The organism is Luteibacter pinisoli (assembly GCF_006385595.1).
Lineage (GTDB): Bacteria > Pseudomonadota > Gammaproteobacteria > Xanthomonadales > Rhodanobacteraceae > Luteibacter > Luteibacter pinisoli.
The window spans coordinates 2961391-2982033 of the sequence record NZ_CP041046.1 but is presented as its reverse complement, the minus strand read 5'-3'; the positions used below and the strand labels follow the sequence as shown (position 1 = coordinate 2982033).

The following is a 20643-nucleotide window of genomic DNA, read 5'->3' as shown; positions in this document are numbered from 1 at the left end:
AATGGCTAGCACCACTGGTCCGGTCGGACCCGCACCCCAGGAACACCAGGTCGTCTACACGACCCTGCATTTTGAAAAGCCGTGGTCGCTCGAGAGCTACGAGAAAGTCGACGGCTGGAAGGCGTGGCGCAGGATCCTGGCTGAAAAGCCGGATCCGGCGGCGCTGATCGAAGAGATCAAGAAGAGCTCGCTGCGCGGCCGTGGCGGCGCCGGCTTCCCGACAGGCCTGAAGTGGTCGTTCATGCCGCGCAACGCGCCGGGCCAGAAGTACATCCTTTGCAACTCGGATGAATCCGAGCCGGGTACCTGCAAGGATCGCGACATCCTGCGCTTCAACCCGCATTCGGTACTCGAAGGCCTGGCGATCGCGTGCTACTGCACCGGTTCCACCGTGGCCTACAACTACCTGCGCGGTGAGTTCCACCACGAGCCGTTCGAGCACATCGAAGAGGCGCTGGCGGAAGCCTACGCCGCGGGCCTGCTCGGCAAGAACATCGATGGCACCGGTATCGACGTCGATATCTACAACGCCCTCGGCGCCGGCGCGTACATCTGCGGCGAAGAAACCGCGCTGATGGAATCGCTGGAAGGCAAGAAGGGCCAGCCGCGCTTCAAGCCGCCGTTCCCGGCCGGCTTTGGCCTGTATGGCCGTCCGACGACGATCAACAACACCGAGACCTATGCCTCGGTGCCGGCCATCCTGCGCAACGGCGCGGAGTGGTTCCTCAACATCGGCAAGCCGAACAACGGCGGCCCGAAGATCTTCTCGGTCTCCGGCCACGTGAACAACCCGGGCAACTTCGAGATCAAGCTGGGCACGCCGTTCGCCGACCTGCTGGCCATGGCCGGCGGCGTCCGCACCGGTAACAAGCTGAAGGCGGTCATCCCCGGCGGCTCCTCGATGAAGGTGTTGCCGGCCGAGAAGATGATGGAATGCACCATGGACTACGACTCGCTGCAGAAGGCGGGTTCGGGCCTGGGTTCGGGTGCCGTCATCGTGATGGACGACAAGACCTGCATGGTCCGCGCCTGCCACCGCATCTCGCGCTTCTACATGGCCGAATCGTGCGGCCAGTGCACCCCGTGCCGCGAAGGCACCGGCTGGATGCATCGCGTGCTGTCGCGCATCGTGGAAGGCAAGGGCACGCAGGATGACCTGCATCGCCTGAAGGCCGTCGCGGGCCAGATCGAAGGCCACACCATCTGCGCCTTCGGTGAAGCCGCCGCGTGGCCGGTGCAGGGCTTCCTGTACCACTTCTGGCACGAATTCGAATACTACGTGCAGCATGGCCGTTCCATCGTGGACGGCCCGGCTGGCACGGCCACCACTGGAGTCGCTGCATGAGTGCGCAGCCCGTAGCCAACGCCGCGCCGGACCTCGTCAATATCGAGATTGACGGCGTCCCCGTGCAGGTAGCCAAGGGAGCGATGATTATCCAGGCGGCCGATGCCGTCGGTATCGCCATCCCGCGCTTCTGCTACCACCGCAAGCTCCCGATCGCCGCCAACTGCCGCATGTGCCTGGTGGAGATCGAGAAGATGCCGAAGCCGGCACCGGCCTGCGCCACGCCGGTAGGCGAGGGCATGAAGGTGTTCACGCGTTCGGACAAGGCACTGAAGTCACAGCGCAACGTGATGGAGTTCCTGCTGATCAACCATCCGCTGGACTGCCCGATCTGCGACCAGGGCGGCGAATGCGAACTGCAGGACGTCTCGCTCGGCTACGGCCGTTCTGTGTCCCGCTATGTCGAGCGCAAGCGTACGGTGGCCGACGAGAACCTCGGCCCGCTGATCGCCACCGAGATGACCCGCTGCATCCAGTGCACGCGCTGCGTCCGCTTCACGAGCGAGATCGCGGGCACGTACGAGCTGGGTGGCATGAGCCGCGGTGAAAACCTCGAGATCGGCACCTACATCGGCAAGACCATCGAGAGCGAACTGTCGGGCAACATCATCGACGTTTGCCCGGTGGGCGCGCTGACCAACAAGCCGTTCCAGTTCCAGGCCCGCGCCTGGGAGCTGGTGGCTCGCCCGTCCGTGGCGTATCACGACGCGCTCGGCTCCAACCTGTGGCTGCACACGCGCCGCGGCGAAGTGCTGCGCACGGTGCCGCGCGATAACGAATCGATCAACGAGTGCTGGCTGTCCGACCGTGACCGCTACAGCCACCAGGGCCTGTACGCGGCGGATCGCGTCAAGGCGCCGATGGTCAAGCGTAACGGCCAGTGGGCGACCACTACGTGGGACGACGCGCTGTCGGTGGCCCGCGAAGCGCTGAAGAGCGTCTCGGGTGCCGACCTCGGCATCCTAGTGAACCCGGCAACGACGAACGAGGAGGGCGAGCTGCTCGTCCGCCTGGCGCGTGGCCTGGGCAGCGCCCACGTCGATCACCGCCTGCGTCAGCTCGACTTCGCCGACAACGCGTTCGCCAAGCCGTTTGCCTCGGCCGTGGCTTCGCTCGACAAGGTGAAGAGCGCGCTGCTGGTCGGTTCGGACCTGCGCAACGAAGTGCCGCTGCTCAACCACCGCATCCGCCAGGCCGCCAAGAAGGGCGCCATGGTGTTTGCCGTCAACCCGGCGCATTTCAACTTCAACTATCCGCTGGCCGGTGAAGCCGTGGCGGCACCGCACGAGCTCGTCGCCGAGCTGCTGCAGTTCGCCAAGGTGGCTGCCGAGTCCGGTGCGGCCGTGCCGGAATCGATCGCCAGCGTGGTGAACGCGGCGACGACGACCGACGAGCACCGCGCTGCCTACAAGGCGTTCGCCGTGGAAGGCGCCGTGGTGATCTTCGGCCACGCCGCCGCCAACCATCCGGAAGCCTCCTGGCTGCGTGCCATCGCGCGGTTCATCGCGCAGGCTGCCGGTGCGGCGTACAACGAAATCCCGACCGGCGCCAACGCCATCGGCCTGTCTGCCGTCGGCGTGCTGCCGACGGCGGGTGGCCTCGATGCGCGCGCCATGCTGGCCCAGCCGCGCAAGGGCTACGTGCTCTACAACGTGGAGCCGCCGCACGATTTCGCCGACGGCGCACTGGCCCAGCAGGCCATGCATTCGGCGCAGACCGTGGTCGCCTTCGCGGCCTACGCTTCGGATGCGCTCAAGGATTCGGCCGACGTGATCCTCCCGATCGCGCTGACGCCGGAACTGGAAGGCACCCTGGTCAATGCCGAAGGCACCGCCCAGACCGTGCTCGCCGGTGCCAAGGCGCCGGGCGAAGCGCGCGAAGGCTGGAAGGTGCTGCGCGCCCTTGGCGGCATGCTCGGTGTGTCCGGTTTCGAGTTCGATGACCTCGCCGGCCTGCGCGACGGCATGCTGGAGCGCCCGACGGACGTTCGTCCGGTGCTCGCCCAGCGCGTTTCGGGCGTCTCGTTCTCGCGCCTGGCCACGGTGCCCATCTACCGCGGTGACGCTGTCCTGCGCCGCGCGGGTGCCCTGAACGCGCATCCGCTGAACCGTCCGGCCGCCATCCGCATCAACGCGGACGACGCCGGCACGCTCGGCCTGGCCGATGGCGGCAGCGCGCGCGTCGGTGACAGCGTGCTCCCGGTGGTTGTCGATGCGTCGGTGCCGAAGGGCGCCGCGTGGATCGAGGCCGCGCTTTCCGAAACCGCGATGCTGCCGCCGTACGGCGCTGCCATCACCCTGAGCAAGGCGTAACCCATGGCCGATCAACTCTTCGACCACCTCTTGCTGCCGGTGCTGTTCATCCTGGCGATCGTGCTGCCGCTGGTTATCGGCGTCGCGCTTTACGTCTGGTGGGAGCGCAAGGTGCTGGGCTGGATGCACGTCCGCATGGGGCCCAACAAAGTGGGCCCCGCCGGCCTGCTGCAGGCGTTCGCGGACGTGGTCAAGCTGCTTCTGAAGGAAGTGGTGCTGCCGACCAACGCGAACAAGTTCCTGTACTACCTCGCACCGATGCTGGCCCTCGTGCCCGCCCTGTGCGCGTGGGCGGTGGTTCCGTTTGCCCCGGGCGTGGTGCTCGCCAACGTCAACGCTGGCGTGCTGTACCTGCTGGCGATGACCTCGATGGGCGTGTACGGCATCATCCTCGCCGGCTGGGCCTCCAACTCGCGTTACGCGATGCTTGGCGCCATGCGCGCCGCGGCGCAGGTCATCTCCTACGAGCTGGCGATGGGCATGTCCATCGTCTGCGTGCTGGTGCTGACCGGTAGCCTGAACCTGACGGCCATCGTCGACGCACAGGCCGGCGGCGCACTGAGCTGGTACTGGATTCCGCTGCTGCCGGTGTTCGTCATCTACTTCGTCTCGGGCGTGGCGGAAACCAACCGCGCACCGTTCGACGTGGCGGAAGGCGAATCGGAAATCGTCGCTGGCTTCCACGTTGAGTACTCCGGCTCGCCGTTCGCGCTGTTCTTCCTGGCTGAATACGCCAACATGATCCTGGTGAGCTTCCTCTCCTCGATCCTGTTCGTGGGCGGCTGGCTGTCGCCGTTCCCCGAATCGTGGGGCTTCATCGGCCATGCCAGCATCCTCTGGCTGTTCCTGAAGGTCTTCATCTTTGCCTTCCTGTTCCTGTGGTTCCGCGCCAGCTTCCCGCGCTACCGCTACGACCAGATCATGCGTCTCGGCTGGAAGGTCTTCATTCCCATCACCATCGTCTGGGTCCTCGTCGCCGGCTGCATGAAGTATTTCGGCTGGGTCCACATCGGCACGGGAGCCTAAAGAGCCATGTCCCGCGTAACCCACTATTTCAAGAGCCTCCTGCTGCTCGAGCTGTTCAAGGGCATGGGCCTGACCATGCGTTACATGTTCAGCCCGAAGTACACGATGCGCTATCCGTTCGAGCACATTCCCAAGTCGAACCGCTTCCGTGGCCTGCACGCCCTGCGCCGTTACGCCAACGGTGAAGAGCGCTGCATCGCGTGCAAGCTGTGCGAGGCGGTGTGCCCGGCCCTGGCGATCACCATCGACTCGGCCCCGCGCCCGGAAGATGGCCAGCGCCGCACCACCCGTTACGACATCGACCTGTTCAAGTGCATCTTCTGCGGCTTCTGCGAAGAGAGCTGCCCGGTTGATTCCATCGTGGAGACCCACGTGCACGAGTACCACATGGAACATCGCGGCGAGAACGTGGTGACCAAGGCCCAGCTGCTGGCCATCGGTGACCGCTTCGAGCAGGACATCGCTGCCGCCCGCGCCCAGGACGCGGCTTACCGCTAAGGGGCCCGGGACATACGATGAATACCGATCTGCTTCAACTCATCTGTTTTTACCTCTTTGCCGGCGTTGCCGTCCTTGCAGGGCTCATGGTCATCACCGTGCGCAACTCGGTGCATGCCGTGCTGTCGCTCGTGCTGACCTTCTTCAGCATGGCCTGCGTGTGGCTCCTTGCCGAAGCGGAGTTCCTGGCCATCGCCCTCGTCGTCGTCTACGTCGGCGCGGTGATGGTGCTGTTCCTGTTCGTGGTCATGATGCTGGACATCAAGCAGGAGGTCGTCCGCGAGGGCTTCATCCGCTACCTGCCGGTGGGCATCATCGTCGCCGTGGTCATGCTGGTTGAAATGCTGGCGATGATCGGCGTGAAGGCCATGCACGCCCACACGCTCGGCCCGAACCCGGCCGGCAGCTCGAACGTCGCGTGGCTGGGCCAGGCCCTGTACACCGACTTCCTGCTGCCGTTCGAAATCGCCGCCCTGATCCTGACCGTGGGTGTCGTCGCCGCCGTGGCCCTGACCCTGCGCGAGCGCCTCGGCGTGCGTCACCAGTCGGCCGCCCAGCAGGTGTCCGTGCAGGCAACCGACCGCGTGCGCGTGGTGAAGATGGCCCCGAGCCAGGTGGCATCCGTGCTGCCGCCGCCGGCGCCCCCGGCCGCCGATCCGACGCAGGAGAACGCCAAGTGATCACGCTTTCCCATTACATCGTGCTCGGCGCGATCCTGTTCTGCATCGCCGTCGCCGGCATGTTCATCAACCGCAAGAACGTGATCGTGCTGCTCATGGCGATCGAGCTGATGCTCCTCGCGGTGAACACCAACTTCGTGGCCTTCTCGCGCTTCTTCGGCGATGTCTCCGGCCAGGTGTTCGTGTTCTTCATCCTCACCGTGGCCGCGGCGGAATCCGCTATCGGCCTGGCGATCCTGGTGCTGCTGTTCCGTAACCGCCGCACCATCAATGTCGCCGAAATCGACAGCATGAAGGGTTGATCCGATGAGTCTCTCGCTTTCAATCCTGCTGACGATCGCACTGGCCCCGCTGGCCGGTGCGATCCTGGCCGGCCTCTTTGGCAAGCTCATCGGCCGGGCAGGGGCGCACAGCGCCACCATCCTCGGCGTGGCTATCGCCTGCGGCCTGTCGTTCTACGTGCTCTACCAGCTGGTGTGGGGTGGGGCGGACAACTTCAACCAGGATGTCTACACCTGGTTCGAGATCGGCCGCTTCCACGCCTCGGTCGGCTTCATGATCGACCGCCTCACCGCCATGATGATGGTGGTGGTCACCTTCGTGTCGCTGCTGGTGCATCTGTACACCATCGGCTACATGGCGGAAGACCCGGGCTACCAGCGCTTCTTCAGCTACATCTCCCTGTTCACCTTCTCGATGTTGATGCTCGTCATGAGCAACAACTTCATGCAGCTGTTCTTCGGCTGGGAAGCGGTGGGCCTGGTGTCGTACCTGCTGATCGGCTTCTGGTACAAGCGCCCGACGGCGATCTTCGCCAACCTGAAGGCCTTCCTGGTCAACCGCGTGGGTGACTTCGGTTTCCTGCTCGGCATCTCGGCGATCCTGTACTTCCTCGGCACGCTGGACTACCAGACCGCCTTCGACCACGCCCCCGAGCTGGTCGGCAAGACCCTGCAGATCACGCAGAACCACGCGTGGGACGCGGCCACGGTGATCGGCATCCTGCTCTTCATCGGTGCCATGGGTAAGTCGGCTCAGGTGCCGCTGCACGTGTGGCTGCCCGATTCGATGGAAGGCCCGACCCCCATCTCGGCGCTGATCCATGCGGCCACGATGGTGACCGCGGGTATCTTCATGGTCGCGCGCATGTCGCCGATCTTCGAGCTGTCCGACGCGGCGCTGTCGTTCATCCTCGTGATCGGTTCGACCACGGCGTTCTTCACCGGCCTGATCGGCATCGTCCAGAACGACATCAAGCGCGTCATCGCGTACTCCACGCTCTCGCAGCTGGGCTACATGACCGTGGCGCTGGGCGTCTCCGCTTACAGCGGCGCCGTGTTCCACCTGATGACCCACGCCTTCTTCAAGGCGCTGCTGTTCCTTGGCGCCGGCTCGGTCATCATGGGCATGCACCATGAGCAGGACATGCGCTACATGGGCGGCCTGCGCAAGTACATGCCGGTGACCTGGATCACGATGTGGATCGGCTCGCTGGCCCTCGCCGGCACGCCGTTCTTCTCGGGCTTCTACTCGAAGGACGCCATCATCGAGGCCGTGGGTGAGTCGCATCGCTGGGGTGCCAGCTACGCGTACTTCTGCGTGCTGGGCGGCGTGTTCGTCACTTCGCTCTACAGCTTCCGCCTCCTGTACATGACCTTCCATGGCAAGGAGCGCTTCACGGTGGAGCACAAGGCGCATGGCCACCACGGCCACGATGCCCACGCCGACCATCACGACGACGCCCACCATGACGACGATCATGGTCACGGTACGCCGGGCGTGCTCGAGCACGCGCCGCATGAGTCGCCGTGGGTGGTGACGGTGCCGCTGGTGCTGCTGGCGATTCCTTCGATCTTCGTGGGCCTGTTCACCGTCAAGCCCATGCTGTTCGACGGCTGGTTCGGCAAGGCCATCCAGGTGAAGGAAGAGAACAACGTGCTTGGCGAACTCGCGCATGAGTTCCATGGCGCGCTGGCGGCTGGCCTGCATGGCTTTGCCCAGCCTCCGTTCTGGATCGCGCTCGCTGGCTTCGTCGTTGCGACGTATGTCTACCTGTTCAACCCGTCCGTCGCCGACAAGGCGAAGAACGCGCTGAAGCCGGTGTACAACCTGCTCAACAATAAGTACTGGATCGACGAACTGTACTTCGCGGTGTTCGCGAAGGGCGGCGTGAAGCTGGGCGAAGGCCTGTCGAAGGTGGGCGACCAGGCCCTCATCGACGGCGCCATCGTCAACGGCTCGGCTGGCCTCGTGCAGCGCATCGCAAGCGGCACCCGCCGCCTGCAGTCCGGATTCCTCTTCCATTACGCGTTCGCCATGATCCTCGGCCTTATCCTGCTCCTGGGCGGATACTGGCTGATCGGGCAATAAGGGAAACGAGCTCTATGTCGAATCACTTGCTCAGCCTGCTGATCTGGCTCCCGATCATCGGCGCCATCCCGGTGCTGCTGGCCGGCTCCGGTCGCCCAGGCGTCGCCCGTTGGCTCGCGCTGCTGGTAGCGGTTGCTACCTTCGCCGCCAGCCTGGCCCTCCTGCCTGCCTATGACGCCAGCACCGGTACGATGCAGCTGACGGAAACGTTCAGCTGGATCCCGTCGCTCGGCATCAACTACTCGCTGGCGGTCGACGGTATCTCCGTCGCCCTGATCCTGCTCACCAGCTTTGTCCAGATCCTGGTGATCGTGGGCGCCTGGGAAGTGGTGCAGAACCGCCCGCACCAGTACATGGCCGCCATGCTTGTCCTCGAAGGCTGCATGATCGGCGTGTTCTGCGCGACGGACGCGTTGCTGTTCTACGTGTTCTTCGAAGCGATGCTGATCCCGATGTTCGTGATCATCGGTATCTGGGGCGGCCCGCGCCGCGTCTACGCCACGCTGAAGTTCTTCATCTACACGTTCTTCGGCTCGATCTTCATGTTGATCGGCCTGATTTACCTGTATCACAAGACCGGTGGCAGCTTCGCCATGGCCGACATGGCCAAGGTGTCGCTCACGATGACCGAGCAGAGCTGGCTGTTCTTCGCCTTCCTGCTGGGCTTCGCGATCAAGGTGCCGATGGTGCCGGTGCATACCTGGCTGCCGGACGCCCACGTCGAGGCGCCCACCGGTGGTTCGGTGGTGCTGGCGGCGGTGATGCTGAAGATCGGTGGCTACGGCTTCCTGCGCTTCTCGCTGCCGATGGTGCCGGACGCGTCCGAGCACTTCGCGTGGCTGATCATCGTGCTGTCGCTGATCGCGGTCTGCTACATCGGCTACGTGGCCCTCGTCCAGGGCGACATGAAGAAGCTGGTGGCGTACTCGTCCATCGCGCACATGGGTTTTGTCACCCTGGGTATCTTCATCGCCTTCATGCTGGTGCGCGAAGCGCATAACCCGGACGCGGCGCGCCTGGGCATGCAGGGTGCGATGGTGCAGATGATTTCGCACGGCTTCATCTCCGGCGCGATGTTCAGCTGCATCGGCGTGCTCTACGACCGCCTGCACTCGCGCCAGATCAAGGACTACGGCGGCGTCATCAACGTCATGCCGATCTTCGCGCCGTTCTATGTGCTGTTCGCCATGGCCAACAGCGGCCTGCCAGGTACCAGCGGTTTCGTCGGTGAGTTCATGGTCATCCTGGCCGCGTTCAGCGCGAACCCGTGGATTGCCCTGTTTGCCGCCTTCACCCTGATCATCGGCGCCGCATACACGCTGTGGATGGTGAAGCGCGTGCTGTGGGGTGACATCACCAACCCGCACGTGAAGGAACTGACCGACGTCAACGGCCGCGAGATCTTCATGCTCTCCGCGTTTGCCGCCGGCGTGCTGGTCTTCGGTATCTGGCCGGAACCTCTGGTCCACCTCATGGATGCGTCGGTGGCTCGCCTTGTCGAGCAGCTGGCCATTACGAAAGTCTGAGCGGGAATTAGTCCATGCCTGGTATCAATGACATCCTTATCCTGCTCCCCGAGGTTTACCTCACGGTCGCGGCCTGCGTCCTCCTCCTGGTGGATGCCTTCCTGAAGCCGGACCAGAAGGGCGCGGTGCACTGGCTTTCGGTGCTCGTGCTCGTGGTCGGTGCCTACCTGGTCGTGAGTGGCCAGCCGGATGGCAGCGTCACCGCCTTCAGCGGCATGTTCGTCCGCGACGGCGTGGCCGAAGTACTGAAGGTGTTCTCGCTGCTCATCACGGCGGTCATCTTCGTCTACGCCCGTCCGTACCTGAAGGAGCGGGCCATTCCGTTCGGTGAGTTCTATACGCTCACCATCTTCGCCACGCTCGGCATCATGTTCCTGGTCTCGGCCGGCAGCCTGGTCACGGTGTACCTCGGCCTCGAGCTGCTGACCCTCTCGTCGTATGCGCTGGTGGCACTGAACCGCGATTCGCGCCTGTCGTCGGAAGCGGCGATCAAGTACTTCGTCCTCGGCGCGCTGGCGTCGGGCATGCTGCTCTATGGCATGTCGATGGTGTACGGCGCCACCCACAGCCTCGACCTGCATGCTATCCATGCGGCCATCGTGGGTACGGAGTGGCACACGCTGCTGCTGTTCGGCCTGGTCTTCATGATCGTCGGCATCGGCTTCAAGCTGGGCGCCGCGCCGTTCCACATGTGGATCCCGGACGTGTACCAGGGTTCGCCGACGGCCGTGACCATCTTCATCGGTTCCGCCCAGAAGCTCGCCGCCTTCGGCATGGCCTACCGCCTGCTCTCCACCGGCATGGGCGACATCGCCGGTGGCGCCTCGGGCCTCGCCGCGCAGTGGCAGCTGATGCTGGCCGTGCTGGCGGTGCTCTCGCTGGCCATCGGTAACCTCGTCGCCATCGTGCAGACCAACCTGAAGCGCCTGCTGGCCTATTCGACCATCTCGCACATGGGCTACCTGCTGCTTGGCCTGGTTAATGCCGGTCCGGAAGGGTATTCGGCGTCGATGTTCTATGCGATCAGCTACGCGCTGACCAGCGCCGCGGCCTTCGGCATGATCCTGGTGCTGTCGCGCAACGGCTTTGAGTGCGAAGAGATCGACGACCTGAAGGGCCTGAACCAGCGCTCGCCGTGGTTCGCCTTCATGATGCTGCTGGTGATGTTCTCGCTGGCTGGCGTGCCGCCGCTGTTTGGCTTCTTCGGCAAGCTGCTCGTGCTGAAGGCTGCCATGGACGCCGGCTACATGTGGCTCGCGCTGGCGGGTGCCGTGTTCGCCATCATCGGTTTGTACTACTACCTGCGCGTGGTCAAGGTCATGTACTTCGACCAGCCGAACGAAGGCACCGAAGTGCGCGCGACGTCGGACGTCTCGTCGCGTTGGGTGCTGTCGATCAACGCGATTGCGCTGCTCGTGCTGGGCTTTGCATGGTCGCCGCTGTTCGCGTGGTGCCAGAAGGCATTCGGCGGTTAAGGCAGGGCATCTGCACCCCTTTCTTTCACAAAGATGTAAGAAAGGGGTTGCAAGAATCTGGCCATATCGCTAAACTTCTTTTCTCTGATGCGGGGTGGAGCAGTCTGGCAGCTCGTCGGGCTCATAACCCGAAGGTCGCAGGTTCGAATCCTGCCCCCGCTACCAGGAATTTTGAAAGGCGCTGACTTCGGTCAGCGCCTTTTTCTTTTTCCCCTACACGAATGCTCGTGTGCGGATGACATACGTGTTGAGTGCGGCTGGATACCTTGGCTTTCCCGCCATCGATGGATCGCTGCACCATGTGTGTTCTCACTCCCACGCCTTCCGCCCCTGCGCAGGTCAGTGTCGACTTGCTGCTGGGCCTCACGTCGTCGCTTGCGAAGCTTGATGCGAAGTTCGATGCAAAGCTCGAGGCCATCGAAACATCGATCGAGGAAATCAAGGTAGACGTCGGCACGCTGAAAGCCGATGTCCGCGAGCTCAGGGTCGACGTCGCCGTATTGAAGGCTGACGTCACCGGCCTGAAGTCCGGTGCGGCTGTCATGGCCGCCGATATACGGAAGCTGCAGGACTGGAAACAGCGGCTGTGGGGGATGGTGCTTCTCATCAGCCTTGTGACCGCCGTAGCGCCGTCGGCCTGGCGGGAAGTGGCGCAGCGCGTGTCGTTGCCGTCCGCTCCAAGGTAGACGTCGATATGCTTGACTCGTCGCCGCCCTATGCCGTTTATAGGGCATCCCGACGGCGTAAGGGTTCCTGTGCGGATCGCGCGTGCTGTAGTGGTTGGCTGGCTCTGCCTTGCACCGGCTTACGCAGCGGCGCAAGACCTGTGGATGACCGTCATGCTCGACGGGCAGAAGGTCGGCAGGTTTCACGCCACTCGCGACGTGCAGAACGGCCAGGTCCTGACCGCACAGACGCTTGACCTGCGGCTCAATCGGGTAAAGACGCCCATGGTCATTCATACGGCCCTGGGGGCGACGGAATCGACGACCGGCGTGCCGCTTGGCTTTTCATCGCAGAGCGGCGAGGTATCGGGAAGCGGGCAGGTGAGTGCCCAACGGCGCGACGACGGTGCCTTTCAGGTGGACCGGATCCTTCATGGGCAGGCGACGGTTGGTCTCATGGCGTGGCCAGAGGGCGCGCTACTCCCTGAGGGCCAACGGCTGGCCACCGTAAGCCATGGGTTCAAGCCAGGCACATCCTATGCCTTGCGCGTGTTCGAGCCATCCAGGCAGCAGGTCGGCAACCTCAGGGTCACGGTGGTCGGTGATGAATGGGTTGATCTGCCGGGCGGGAAGGAGCGATTGCATCACCTTCAGCAGCGCCTGGATGGGAGCGGCGACGCGCAGTTGACGGAAACGTGGGTGGACGACGAGGGCATCGTCCGTCGCTCCCTTGCGCCACTCATGGCATTTCGGATCGACATGGCGGCTTGCGACGCGTCGTGCGCGAATGCTCCCGATCAGGATGTCGACATTCTCCGCGCGGCGATGGTCGCATCGCCACGTGAACTGCCGGGTGCCCAGCGCACGGTGCCCATGCGGTACACGGTGTCCGTGCGTGGACAGCGGCCGAATCCGTTGGTGAATACCGACGAGCAGCGCGTCACTGATCTGGGTGGCGGCAACTATCAGGTCGACATCGGCTTCGCTCCGGATCTCGGCCCCGGCGGCGAGCCGGGACCGACCATTGAAGATACGGCGGCGAACCCGTGGGTCCAGTCGAGCACGCCCGAGATTCGTGCCATGGCGTTGAAGATCGTCGGCGATGCAAAGAGCGATGCACAGCGCATGCGTCGCTTGCGTTCGTATCTCACGTACTACATCAACAAGACCGCCCTGGATGTCGGCTATGGCTCGGCGCTCGACACGCTGGCGAGCCGCCGCGGCGATTGCACGGAGCACGCGGTGCTCTTCGCCGCGCTCGCACGTTCGTTGGGCATTCCGACGCGCGTAGTATCGGGCCTGGTCTACAACGACCGCTTCGGCGGGGCCAACCGGGTATTCGTGCCGCACGCGTGGGTGCAGGCCTGGCTCGATGGCTACTGGGTGAGCTTCGATTCCGCCCAGGGCATCTTCGACACCACCCATATCGCCCTCGCCGTGGGCGACGGTGATCCGTGGCGATTTTTTGCATCGACGACGGCCCTGGGCTCTATCCATGTCGAGAGGGCTGAGCCGCTGGAAGCGGCGATGAACGTCACGCTGCCAGGCGTCTTGCGACCCGACCTCGTCCGCAAGGCGCTCGATGCGCTCTTCTGGTCGCCTGGCGGGAGTGGCACGCGCTGAGAGATGCAGCAAGATCGGTCATGCGTGACCGAGGCATGGACAGTAACCTTGAGCCATGACCAAAGACCGCTTTCGCCATGTGCTCGGATATATCGACCGCCACCTCGACGGGGACCTTTCGCTCCGCCGCCTGGCTGCCGAGGCGGCGTATTCGCCTTACCACTTCCATCGGCGGTTCGCCGCGGTGGTTGGGATGGGGGTGCACCGTTACGTGCAGCTCTCCCGTCTCAAACGGGCAGCCTTCCAGGCGGCGTTTCGGCCGGATGTATCGGTGAGTGACATGGCGTTCGACGCCGGTTACGAGAGCGCGGAGGGCTTCTCTCGCGCCTTCCGCCAACAGATGGACCAATCGCCGTCGGCGTGTCGGGAAGGCCCGGACTGGGAACGCCTGGCGCGAGCCTGGGAGGATCACGAGCAGGTGAGGAGGATTCATATGGCTGTTGAGCACGCGCATGGCGATGTAGGCATCGTTGCGTTTCCGGAGACCGCCGTGGCGTGCCTGTCGCACATAGGTCCTCCGGAGCGCATCGGCGACACCGTTCGCCGTTTTATCGCATGGCGCAAAGCACATGCCCTGCCGCCCGGCAAGGCAGCCACGTGGAACCTGGTCTACGACGACCCCGATGACGTCGCGCCCGAGGCTTACCGTATGGACATCTGTTGTACGTGTGCCAACGTGCTGCCGAACGACCATGGCGTGGTGGCGGCGCAGATTACCGGCGGACGGTGTGCCGTCCTGAGGCACGTGGGTTCTGACGCACAGCTGGCCGATAGCGTTCGCTTTCTCTATCGCGAATGGCTTGATGCCAGCGAGGAGTCACCGCGTGATGCGCCGCTTTTCTTCCAGCGTGTGGCGATGTTTCCCGATGTGCCCGAGCATGAAGCCATCACGGACATCTACCTGCCATTGGCAAGCAGGGACGACGCCCCAGTGTGCGCTCCGCCCTTGACATAGCAGGACCCGGCTCCGTAAATGGGTAATCCGCCAACGAAAGGATTCCCATGCGCGTACCGCATGCTGTTGTGGCCGGCTTGCTCTGCTTCACACCCGTAGCGGCTTTCGCCAGCGATACGTGGATGACCGTGATGCTCGACGGTCAGAAGGTGGGCAAGGTGCATGTCCATCGGGAGGTGCAAGGTGGGCAGGTGGTGACGACGCAATCGCTCGACATGCGGTTGAGTCGTTTCAAGACGCCGATGGTGACGCACACCGAAGCGCGGCTGGTCGAGACCGCCGCGGGCACACCCGTCGCATTCTCCACGAAGTCGGGGCAGGGCACCGAAACCAGCGAAGTCGACGCCCAGCCCCATGCGCCGCAGGTGTTCCAGTTGGCCACGACGCTCGCCGGGCAGACCAAGGTGAGCCTGCTGCAGTGGCCGGAAGGTGCCACCCTTGCCGAGGGGCAGCGCGTCGCCACGACAGCGCATGGGTTCCAGCCGGGTACGACGTACCCCCTGCGCGTTTTCCAGCCAGAGCGTCAGCAGGTAGCGAACGTCGACGTCACCGTCGTTGGCGACGAGATCGTGGACCTGCCCGGTGGCAAGGAACGCCTGCACCACCTGAAGCAGGAGCTCAAGGGATCGAACGGCTCGCAGTGGACCGATACGTGGGTAGACGATAACGGCATCATTCGCCGGTCGATCGCCCCGATGCTCGCGTACCACATCGAAATGGCGGCCTGCGATGAGGCGTGCGCGTCGGCGCCCGACCAGGACGTGGACGTGCTTCGTACCGCAATGTCACCGTCGCCACGCCTCGTACCGGGTGCACTGCGTATCGCGCCGATCCGCTACCGCATCTCCGTGACGGGCACCCATCCCCAGCCGTTCGTTGAAACCGATGAGCAGCACGTCAGCAGCGTGACGGCCGGCGTCTACCAGCTCGATGTGGGACGGCCCTTGCCGCACGGGGACGAGCCCGGACCCACCAGCGAAGACACCGAGGCCAACCCGTGGGTGCAATCCGACGCGCCGGCCATTCGCGATGCCGCGCGCGACATCGTGGGTGATGCCTCGTCGGACATGGCGCGCATGCGACGGCTGCGCAGCTACCTGACCAAGGCCATCGACACCAAAGGCATGGATATCGGGTACGCCTCGGCGCTGGACACGCTGCAGAGCCTCAAGGGCGACTGTACGGAGCATGCGGTGCTGCTCACCGCGCTGGCCCGTTCCCTCGGCATTCCCGCGCGCGTCGTCACCGGTCTCGTCTACGTCGACCGGTTCGCCGGGGCGAGCCGCGTGTTCATTCCGCATGCGTGGACGCAGGCATGGCTGGGGGACCGCTGGGTGAGTTTTGATTCCGCGCAGGGCCGCTACGACTCAACCCATATCGCCCTTGGCGTAGGTGACGGCGCCCCCTGGCGATTCTTCCAGGCGATGGCGTCTCTCGGCTCCATCCATATCGAAAGCGTGACCCCCACGGCGCAGATGATGGACATGCCGCCCGAGTCGGCGCGCCCCGACAGCATGCCGGAACGTTACACGATGCCGGTCACGCCTCCGCCTGCCAGTCACTAGCCAAATGCAGTCCGCATAAACCTGCGAATCCGTCAGTACGTACGGATATTGACGGGTGCGCGCTTTCTTGCCGAATTCACTGAACCTGCACGCTCTTCGTCACAAGACCGGGCCCATCGTCAACCGAGAGGCCTCGCGGGAAAGGTTCGCGAAAGATCCGTAGCCGCCTGCTCGTTCGACAGGGGGAAAGACGGCGGAAGGGCCGGGGATTCGCAAATTCCTGCGCCACGACGCCAGCAGTGACATCGCCGCCACGCAATGTGAGCGGCATTCCTACGGGCAAACGAAGGAACACAACGCAATGAAGATCGATGCTTTTCGCGTTACACGGAAGACGGCATTGACGGTCGCGATCACCCTCGCGATGACCTCCATGGGGAGCCACGCGGCGGACGCGTGGGTGACGACGAACACCAAGGCCGCGCTGTTGCCGGCGGCCACATCGCAGGTTTCCACCGCGAGCACCACGGCGACCACCGCCGTCGCCGCGGGTTACAAGCTCAACATGACGGGGCAGCCGTCGATCGAAGGCACGGCCGTGACCGCGCTTGCTGCCGACCATCCGCTGCACGTCGTCATCGGCATGAAGCTGCGCAACCCTGACCAGCTGCAGACGTTCCTTCGCAACGTCACCACGCCGGGTAATGCGGCGTTTGGCAAGTTCCTGACGCCTGACCAGTTCAAAGCGCAGTTTGGCCCGACCCAGGCGCAGGTGGATGCGGTTGTCGCCCATCTCCAGCAGTCGGGCTTCACCAACATCGAAGTGGCCCCGAACAACCTGCTCATTTCGGCTGACGGTAACGCCGGCGCGGCAACGAACGGCTTCCACACGTCCATCAAGCGTTTCGAATCCGGCGGCCGCGAGTTCTTCGCCAACGATGCGCCGGCCCTGGTGCCTGCCTCGCTGGGTGAGTCGGTGAATGCCGTGCTCGGCCTGCAGAACGTCAGCGTGAAGCACACGTTGCATCACGTGTACCACCCGGAGAACGTGACGGTACCGGGTCCGGCGTCGAGCACGCAGGCGGCCGCCGCGGTCGCCGCGCACCACCCGCAGGACTTCGCCGCGATCTACGGTGGCAGCAGCGTGCCGGCCGCGACGAACACCGCGGTAGGCATCATCACGTGGGGTTCGATCACCCAGACCGTCACCGACCTCAATAGCTTCACGTCCGGCGCGGGCCTGGCCACGGTCAACAGCACGATCACCAAGGTCGGTAGCGGCACGTTTGCCAACGATCCGGAGTCCAACGGCGAATGGTCCCTGGATAGCCAGGACATCGTCGGTATCGCCGGCGGCGTGAAGCAGCTGATCTTCTACACCTCGGCCAACGGCAACTCGAGCTCGTCGGGCATCACCGACGCGGGCATCACGGCCACGTATAACAAGGCCGTCACCGATAACATCGCCAAGCTGATCAACGTGTCCCTCGGCGAAGACGAAACGGCTGCCGAGGAATCCGGTACGCAGGCGGCCGATGATGCGATCTTCCAGCAGGCGGTGGCCCAGGGCCAGATCTTCTCCATCGCTTCGGGCGATGCGGGCGTGTATCAGTGGTCGACGGATCCGACCTCGGGCTCGCCCGGCTATGTGGCGAATTCCGCGGGCACCGTCAAGATCGACCTGACCCATTACTCGGTCAGCGAGCCGGCCAGCTCGCCGTACGTCATCCAGGTGGGTGGCACCCAGCTCTCCACCAGCGGCACGACGTGGTCGGGTGAAACGGTGTGGAACGAAGGCCTCTCCGCCATCGCGCCCAGCCAGGGCGACAACAACCAGCGCCTGTGGGCCACGGGCGGCGGCACCAGCTTGTACGAAGCCGCGCCGTCGTGGCAGTCCGCCGTATCCAGCAGCAAGCGCGTGGGCCCGGACCTGGCCTTCGATGCGGCCTCGTCGTCAGGTGCGCTGATCATCGTCAACGGCTCGACGGAGCAGGTGGGCGGCACGTCGCTGGCATCGCCGCTGTTTGTCGGCGCCTTTGCACGTATCGAATCGGCGGCTGCCAATGCCATCGGCTTCCCGGCATCGAAGTTCTACGCCGCGTTCCCGACGCAGACCTCGCTGCTGCATGACGTCACCTCGGGCAATAACGGTTACCAGAACCACGGCTACACCGCGGCGACCGGCTTTGATGAAGCCACCGGCTTCGGCAGCTTCGATATCGGCAAGCTCAACACCTACGCGCAGGCCAACTGGGTGAGCGGCGGTGGCGGTGGCACCAACGTGCCGCCGGTGGCGAATTTCAGCTTCACCACCAGCGGGCTGACGGCGACGTTCACCGACAGCTCCACCGACAGTGACGGCAGCATCGCCGCCCACGCCTGGAACTTCGGCGATGGTTCGACCTCGACCGCGACCAGCCCGAGCCACACGTACACGGCCGCGGGCACGTACAGCGTGACCGAAACGGTGACCGACAATGCCGGCGCCACCAACGCCAAGACGTCCTCGGTGACGGTGACGTCGACCGGTGGCGGTGGTGGCAACGTCCTGCAGAATGGCGTGGCGGTGTCGGGCCTGTCCGCGGCGAAGAACGCCAAGCTCAACTACACGGTGGCGATCCCTTCGGGCGCGAAGAACCTGAAGATCGCGATCTCGGGTGGCTCGGGTGATGCCGACCTGTACGTGAAGTTTGGTTCGGCACCGACCACGTCGAGCTACGACTGCCGCCCGTATGTCACGGGGAATACCGAGACCTGCTCGGTGACCTCGCCGCAGACGGGTACCTACTACGTGATGCTCAACGGCTACGCCGCGTTTTCGGGCGTGACGCTGAAGGCGACCTGGACTAACTAAGCACAAAGGGAAGGTAACCCCCGCCCGCCCGGGTAACCGGGCGGGCGTTTTCATGCGTGGCGTGAAATGTCCGGCCGGCGTCCCGGCAGGGGCTGTCCGCTGGCCGGCAAGCGGCGCAGACTGCGTCCATCACGGCCACCAGCGGAAGACCGACATGCCCTCCGATACCGCGCTTCTTGTCATCGATGTCCAGGAATCCTTTCGTCACCGCCCCTACTTCCGCGAAGACGAGGTGGCGGCCTTCATCGAACGCCAGCAGGCGCTCATCGATGGCGCGCAGGCGCGCGGCATGCCGGTGGTCCGGATATTCCACGTGGAGGACGAAGGCGTGTTCTCCGAGGCCTCGGGCTTCGTGACGACGCTCGCCCCGTTGCGCATCCATCCCACCGTGACGTTCCGCAAGCGCCGGCATAGCGCCCTGGTCGGCTCGGGGCTGGATGTGTGGCTTACCGAGCACGGCATCCGGCGCGTCATCGTTTCAGGCATCCGCACGGAACAGTGCTGCGAGACCACCACCCGGCATGCGTCCGACCTGGGTTACACGGTGGATTACGTGGGCGAGGCGACGTTGACCTTCCCGATGACGGACGTGACGGGGCGCGAATGGAGCGCCGCCGAGATTCGCGCGCGGACCGAGCTGGTGCTGGCCGACCGGTTTGCACGTATCGCTACCGTGGAGCAGGCGCTCGGCGCCGGCCTCGACAAGGCGGCGTGATGGCCACCGTGCTGCCCGTCTTTGTCGTCGTGCCACCCCGGGTCCTCCTGCTCGACCTGGCAGGGCCGGTGGAGGTGCTGCGCAAGACGAACCTCCTCCAGGCCGACGTGTGTTTCGAGGTCACCTTCGTGGGCCCGCGTCGCAAGGTCGGCAGTTCCATCGGCCTGGGTATCGACGGTATCGGCGCCTTCCCGGCGCGCCTTCCCGACGGTGCGATGGTCGTGGTGCCTGGGCATGCCGATGTGCCGCTGGGCGAGCCCCGGGCGACGCCGGCTGACGATGCCGCGGCCGAAGAATCCATCGTCGACTGGCTGGCGAAAGTGGTGCGTCCAGGTATCCGCGTGATGTCGATCTGTTCCGGGGCGATGCTGGTAGGTCGCGCCGGTCTGCTCGATGGCTATGAGTGCACGACGCACCATGCGGATACCGAGACGCTGGCGCAGGCCGTCCCGGGCGCAACGGTCCGCGAGAACCGGCTCTACGTCGAGGATGGCGAGCGCCTGAGCAGTGCCGGCATCACCTCGGGCATCGACCTGATGCTCCACGTGGTGGCGGACACGGTCGGGCCGGCCATCGCCGTGGCCGTCGCCCGCTACCTCGTCGTGTACCTGCGCCGGGCCGGTGGTGACCCGCAACTATCGCCGTGGCTGGAAGGCCGCAACCACATGCATCCGGCGATCCACCGCGCACAGGACGCGGTGGCCGCCAATCCCGCACGGGCGTGGTCCGTCGATGCCCTGGCCCATGTGGCCGCCGCCAGTCCGCGCCACCTGTCCCGCCTGTTCAACGAACACGCGGGCATGAGCGTCAGCGAGTACGTGAGCCGCATGCGCCTCGCCCTCGCGCGCGAGCTGCTGGCCGAATCCCGGCTCGACATGGAGGCGGTTGCCGAGCGCTCGGGCTTCGGGTCGTCGCGGCAGCTGCGCCGGGCGTGGTCGCGCGATCACGCGCTGCCGCCCAGTCGATTCCGGGCAGGCCCCGGCCAGGGCTGACGGGCATCCGACGCAAAGGTGCTGAGCCAGACGACCATCGAAGGGCAGGGTATGCTCGACGAGCCGCCGTGGCATTGGCTGGAAGAGCGTTGAGGGAAACGA

At 64.8% G+C, this 20643-nt stretch carries 16 protein-coding genes and 1 tRNA gene; all 17 read left to right on the top strand.

From position 1 onward, the window contains the following. The first annotated feature begins 1 nt into the window (after window position 1). The 17 genes from nuoF to FIV34_RS13355 all read left to right on the top strand — a co-directional run bounded on the left by nuoF (window position 2) and on the right by FIV34_RS13355 (window position 20541). Window positions 2-1345 (top strand): NADH-quinone oxidoreductase subunit NuoF, encoded by a 1344-nt coding sequence (gene nuoF, locus FIV34_RS13435; RefSeq protein ID WP_139983584.1) that lies wholly within the window; start codon window positions 2-4, stop codon window positions 1343-1345. Further along, window positions 1342-3657 (top strand): NADH-quinone oxidoreductase subunit NuoG, encoded by a 2316-nt coding sequence (gene nuoG, locus FIV34_RS13430; protein ID WP_139983582.1) that lies wholly within the window; start codon window positions 1342-1344, stop codon window positions 3655-3657. Before nuoF ends, nuoG begins: the two co-directional genes overlap by 4 nt. Window positions 3658-3660: 3 nt before the next feature. After that, on the top strand, window positions 3661-4683 hold the full coding sequence (gene nuoH / locus FIV34_RS13425) for an NADH-quinone oxidoreductase subunit NuoH (RefSeq protein ID WP_139983580.1): 1023 nt from the start codon (window positions 3661-3663) through the stop codon (window positions 4681-4683). Between the two features lie 6 nt (window positions 4684-4689). Then, the gene (nuoI, locus tag FIV34_RS13420; RefSeq protein ID WP_139983578.1) at window positions 4690-5181 is read left to right on the top strand and encodes an NADH-quinone oxidoreductase subunit NuoI; all 492 of its coding nucleotides are present in this window, start codon (window positions 4690-4692) and stop codon (window positions 5179-5181) included. Window positions 5182-5198: 17 nt separating this feature from the next. Further along, on the top strand, window positions 5199-5861 hold the full coding sequence (locus FIV34_RS13415; protein ID WP_139983577.1) for an NADH-quinone oxidoreductase subunit J: 663 nt from the start codon (window positions 5199-5201) through the stop codon (window positions 5859-5861). Continuing rightward, window positions 5858-6163 carry an NADH-quinone oxidoreductase subunit NuoK gene (nuoK, locus tag FIV34_RS13410; protein WP_139983576.1) on the top strand — a complete coding sequence of 102 codons (306 nt, stop codon included), beginning with the start codon at window positions 5858-5860 and terminating at the stop codon, window positions 6161-6163. The genes FIV34_RS13415 and nuoK overlap by 4 nt, the downstream gene beginning before the upstream one ends. 4 nt (window positions 6164-6167) lie before the next feature. After that, on the top strand, window positions 6168-8231 hold the full coding sequence (gene nuoL, locus FIV34_RS13405; protein WP_139983575.1) for an NADH-quinone oxidoreductase subunit L: 2064 nt from the start codon (window positions 6168-6170) through the stop codon (window positions 8229-8231). A gap of 14 nt (window positions 8232-8245) precedes the next feature. Next, the gene (locus FIV34_RS13400) at window positions 8246-9757 is read left to right on the top strand and encodes an NADH-quinone oxidoreductase subunit M (protein ID WP_139983574.1); all 1512 of its coding nucleotides are present in this window, start codon (window positions 8246-8248) and stop codon (window positions 9755-9757) included. Window positions 9758-9771: 14 nt separating this feature from the next. Beyond that, window positions 9772-11232, top strand: coding sequence for an NADH-quinone oxidoreductase subunit NuoN (nuoN, locus tag FIV34_RS13395; RefSeq protein ID WP_139983573.1), 1461 nt, complete (start codon window positions 9772-9774; stop codon window positions 11230-11232). Window positions 11233-11320: 88 nt separating this feature from the next. Beyond that, window positions 11321-11397, top strand: a tRNA-Met gene (locus FIV34_RS13390). A 134-nt stretch (window positions 11398-11531) separates the two neighbouring features. After that, window positions 11532-11918: a hypothetical protein gene (locus FIV34_RS13385; RefSeq protein ID WP_139983572.1), complete on the top strand. Its 387-nt coding sequence runs from the start codon at window positions 11532-11534 to the stop codon at window positions 11916-11918. Between the two features lie 144 nt (window positions 11919-12062). Then, entirely contained in the window at window positions 12063-13520 is a 1458-nt protein-coding gene (locus FIV34_RS13380; RefSeq protein ID WP_170207630.1) for a transglutaminase-like domain-containing protein, read from the top strand. Window positions 13521-13575: 55 nt separating this feature from the next. After that, window positions 13576-14475 (top strand): AraC family transcriptional regulator, encoded by a 900-nt coding sequence (locus FIV34_RS13375; RefSeq protein WP_139983570.1) that lies wholly within the window; start codon window positions 13576-13578, stop codon window positions 14473-14475. A 47-nt stretch (window positions 14476-14522) separates the two neighbouring features. Next, window positions 14523-16040: a transglutaminase-like domain-containing protein gene (locus tag FIV34_RS13370; protein WP_139983569.1), complete on the top strand. Its 1518-nt coding sequence runs from the start codon at window positions 14523-14525 to the stop codon at window positions 16038-16040. Window positions 16041-16341: 301 nt separating this feature from the next. Next, the gene (locus tag FIV34_RS13365; RefSeq protein WP_170207629.1) at window positions 16342-18834 is read left to right on the top strand and encodes a protease pro-enzyme activation domain-containing protein; all 2493 of its coding nucleotides are present in this window, start codon (window positions 16342-16344) and stop codon (window positions 18832-18834) included. Window positions 18835-18988: 154 nt separating this feature from the next. Beyond that, window positions 18989-19549 (top strand): isochorismatase family protein, encoded by a 561-nt coding sequence (locus FIV34_RS13360; RefSeq protein WP_139983568.1) that lies wholly within the window; start codon window positions 18989-18991, stop codon window positions 19547-19549. Then, window positions 19549-20541 carry a GlxA family transcriptional regulator gene (locus FIV34_RS13355; RefSeq protein ID WP_139983566.1) on the top strand — a complete coding sequence of 331 codons (993 nt, stop codon included), beginning with the start codon at window positions 19549-19551 and terminating at the stop codon, window positions 20539-20541. The genes FIV34_RS13360 and FIV34_RS13355 overlap by 1 nt, the downstream gene beginning before the upstream one ends. The last annotated feature ends 102 nt before the right edge of the window (window positions 20542-20643 follow it).

Coding starts and splice junctions, on each gene's coding strand:
- nuoF (WP_139983584.1), top strand. CDS start 2: ATGGCTAGCACCACTGGTCCGGTCGGACCCGCACCCCAGGAACACCAG.
- FIV34_RS13415 (WP_139983577.1), top strand. CDS start 5,199: ATGAATACCGATCTGCTTCAACTCATCTGTTTTTACCTCTTTGCCGGC.
- FIV34_RS13380 (WP_170207630.1), top strand. CDS start 12,063: ATGACCGTCATGCTCGACGGGCAGAAGGTCGGCAGGTTTCACGCCACT.
- nuoH (WP_139983580.1), top strand. CDS start 3,661: ATGGCCGATCAACTCTTCGACCACCTCTTGCTGCCGGTGCTGTTCATC.
- nuoI (WP_139983578.1), top strand. CDS start 4,690: ATGTCCCGCGTAACCCACTATTTCAAGAGCCTCCTGCTGCTCGAGCTG.
- nuoG (WP_139983582.1), top strand. CDS start 1,342: ATGAGTGCGCAGCCCGTAGCCAACGCCGCGCCGGACCTCGTCAATATC.
- FIV34_RS13370 (WP_139983569.1), top strand. CDS start 14,523: ATGCGCGTACCGCATGCTGTTGTGGCCGGCTTGCTCTGCTTCACACCC.
- nuoL (WP_139983575.1), top strand. CDS start 6,168: ATGAGTCTCTCGCTTTCAATCCTGCTGACGATCGCACTGGCCCCGCTG.
- FIV34_RS13365 (WP_170207629.1), top strand. CDS start 16,342: ATGAAGATCGATGCTTTTCGCGTTACACGGAAGACGGCATTGACGGTC.
- FIV34_RS13355 (WP_139983566.1), top strand. CDS start 19,549: ATGGCCACCGTGCTGCCCGTCTTTGTCGTCGTGCCACCCCGGGTCCTC.
- FIV34_RS13360 (WP_139983568.1), top strand. CDS start 18,989: ATGCCCTCCGATACCGCGCTTCTTGTCATCGATGTCCAGGAATCCTTT.
- FIV34_RS13400 (WP_139983574.1), top strand. CDS start 8,246: ATGTCGAATCACTTGCTCAGCCTGCTGATCTGGCTCCCGATCATCGGC.
- nuoN (WP_139983573.1), top strand. CDS start 9,772: ATGCCTGGTATCAATGACATCCTTATCCTGCTCCCCGAGGTTTACCTC.
- FIV34_RS13375 (WP_139983570.1), top strand. CDS start 13,576: ATGACCAAAGACCGCTTTCGCCATGTGCTCGGATATATCGACCGCCAC.
- FIV34_RS13385 (WP_139983572.1), top strand. CDS start 11,532: ATGTGTGTTCTCACTCCCACGCCTTCCGCCCCTGCGCAGGTCAGTGTC.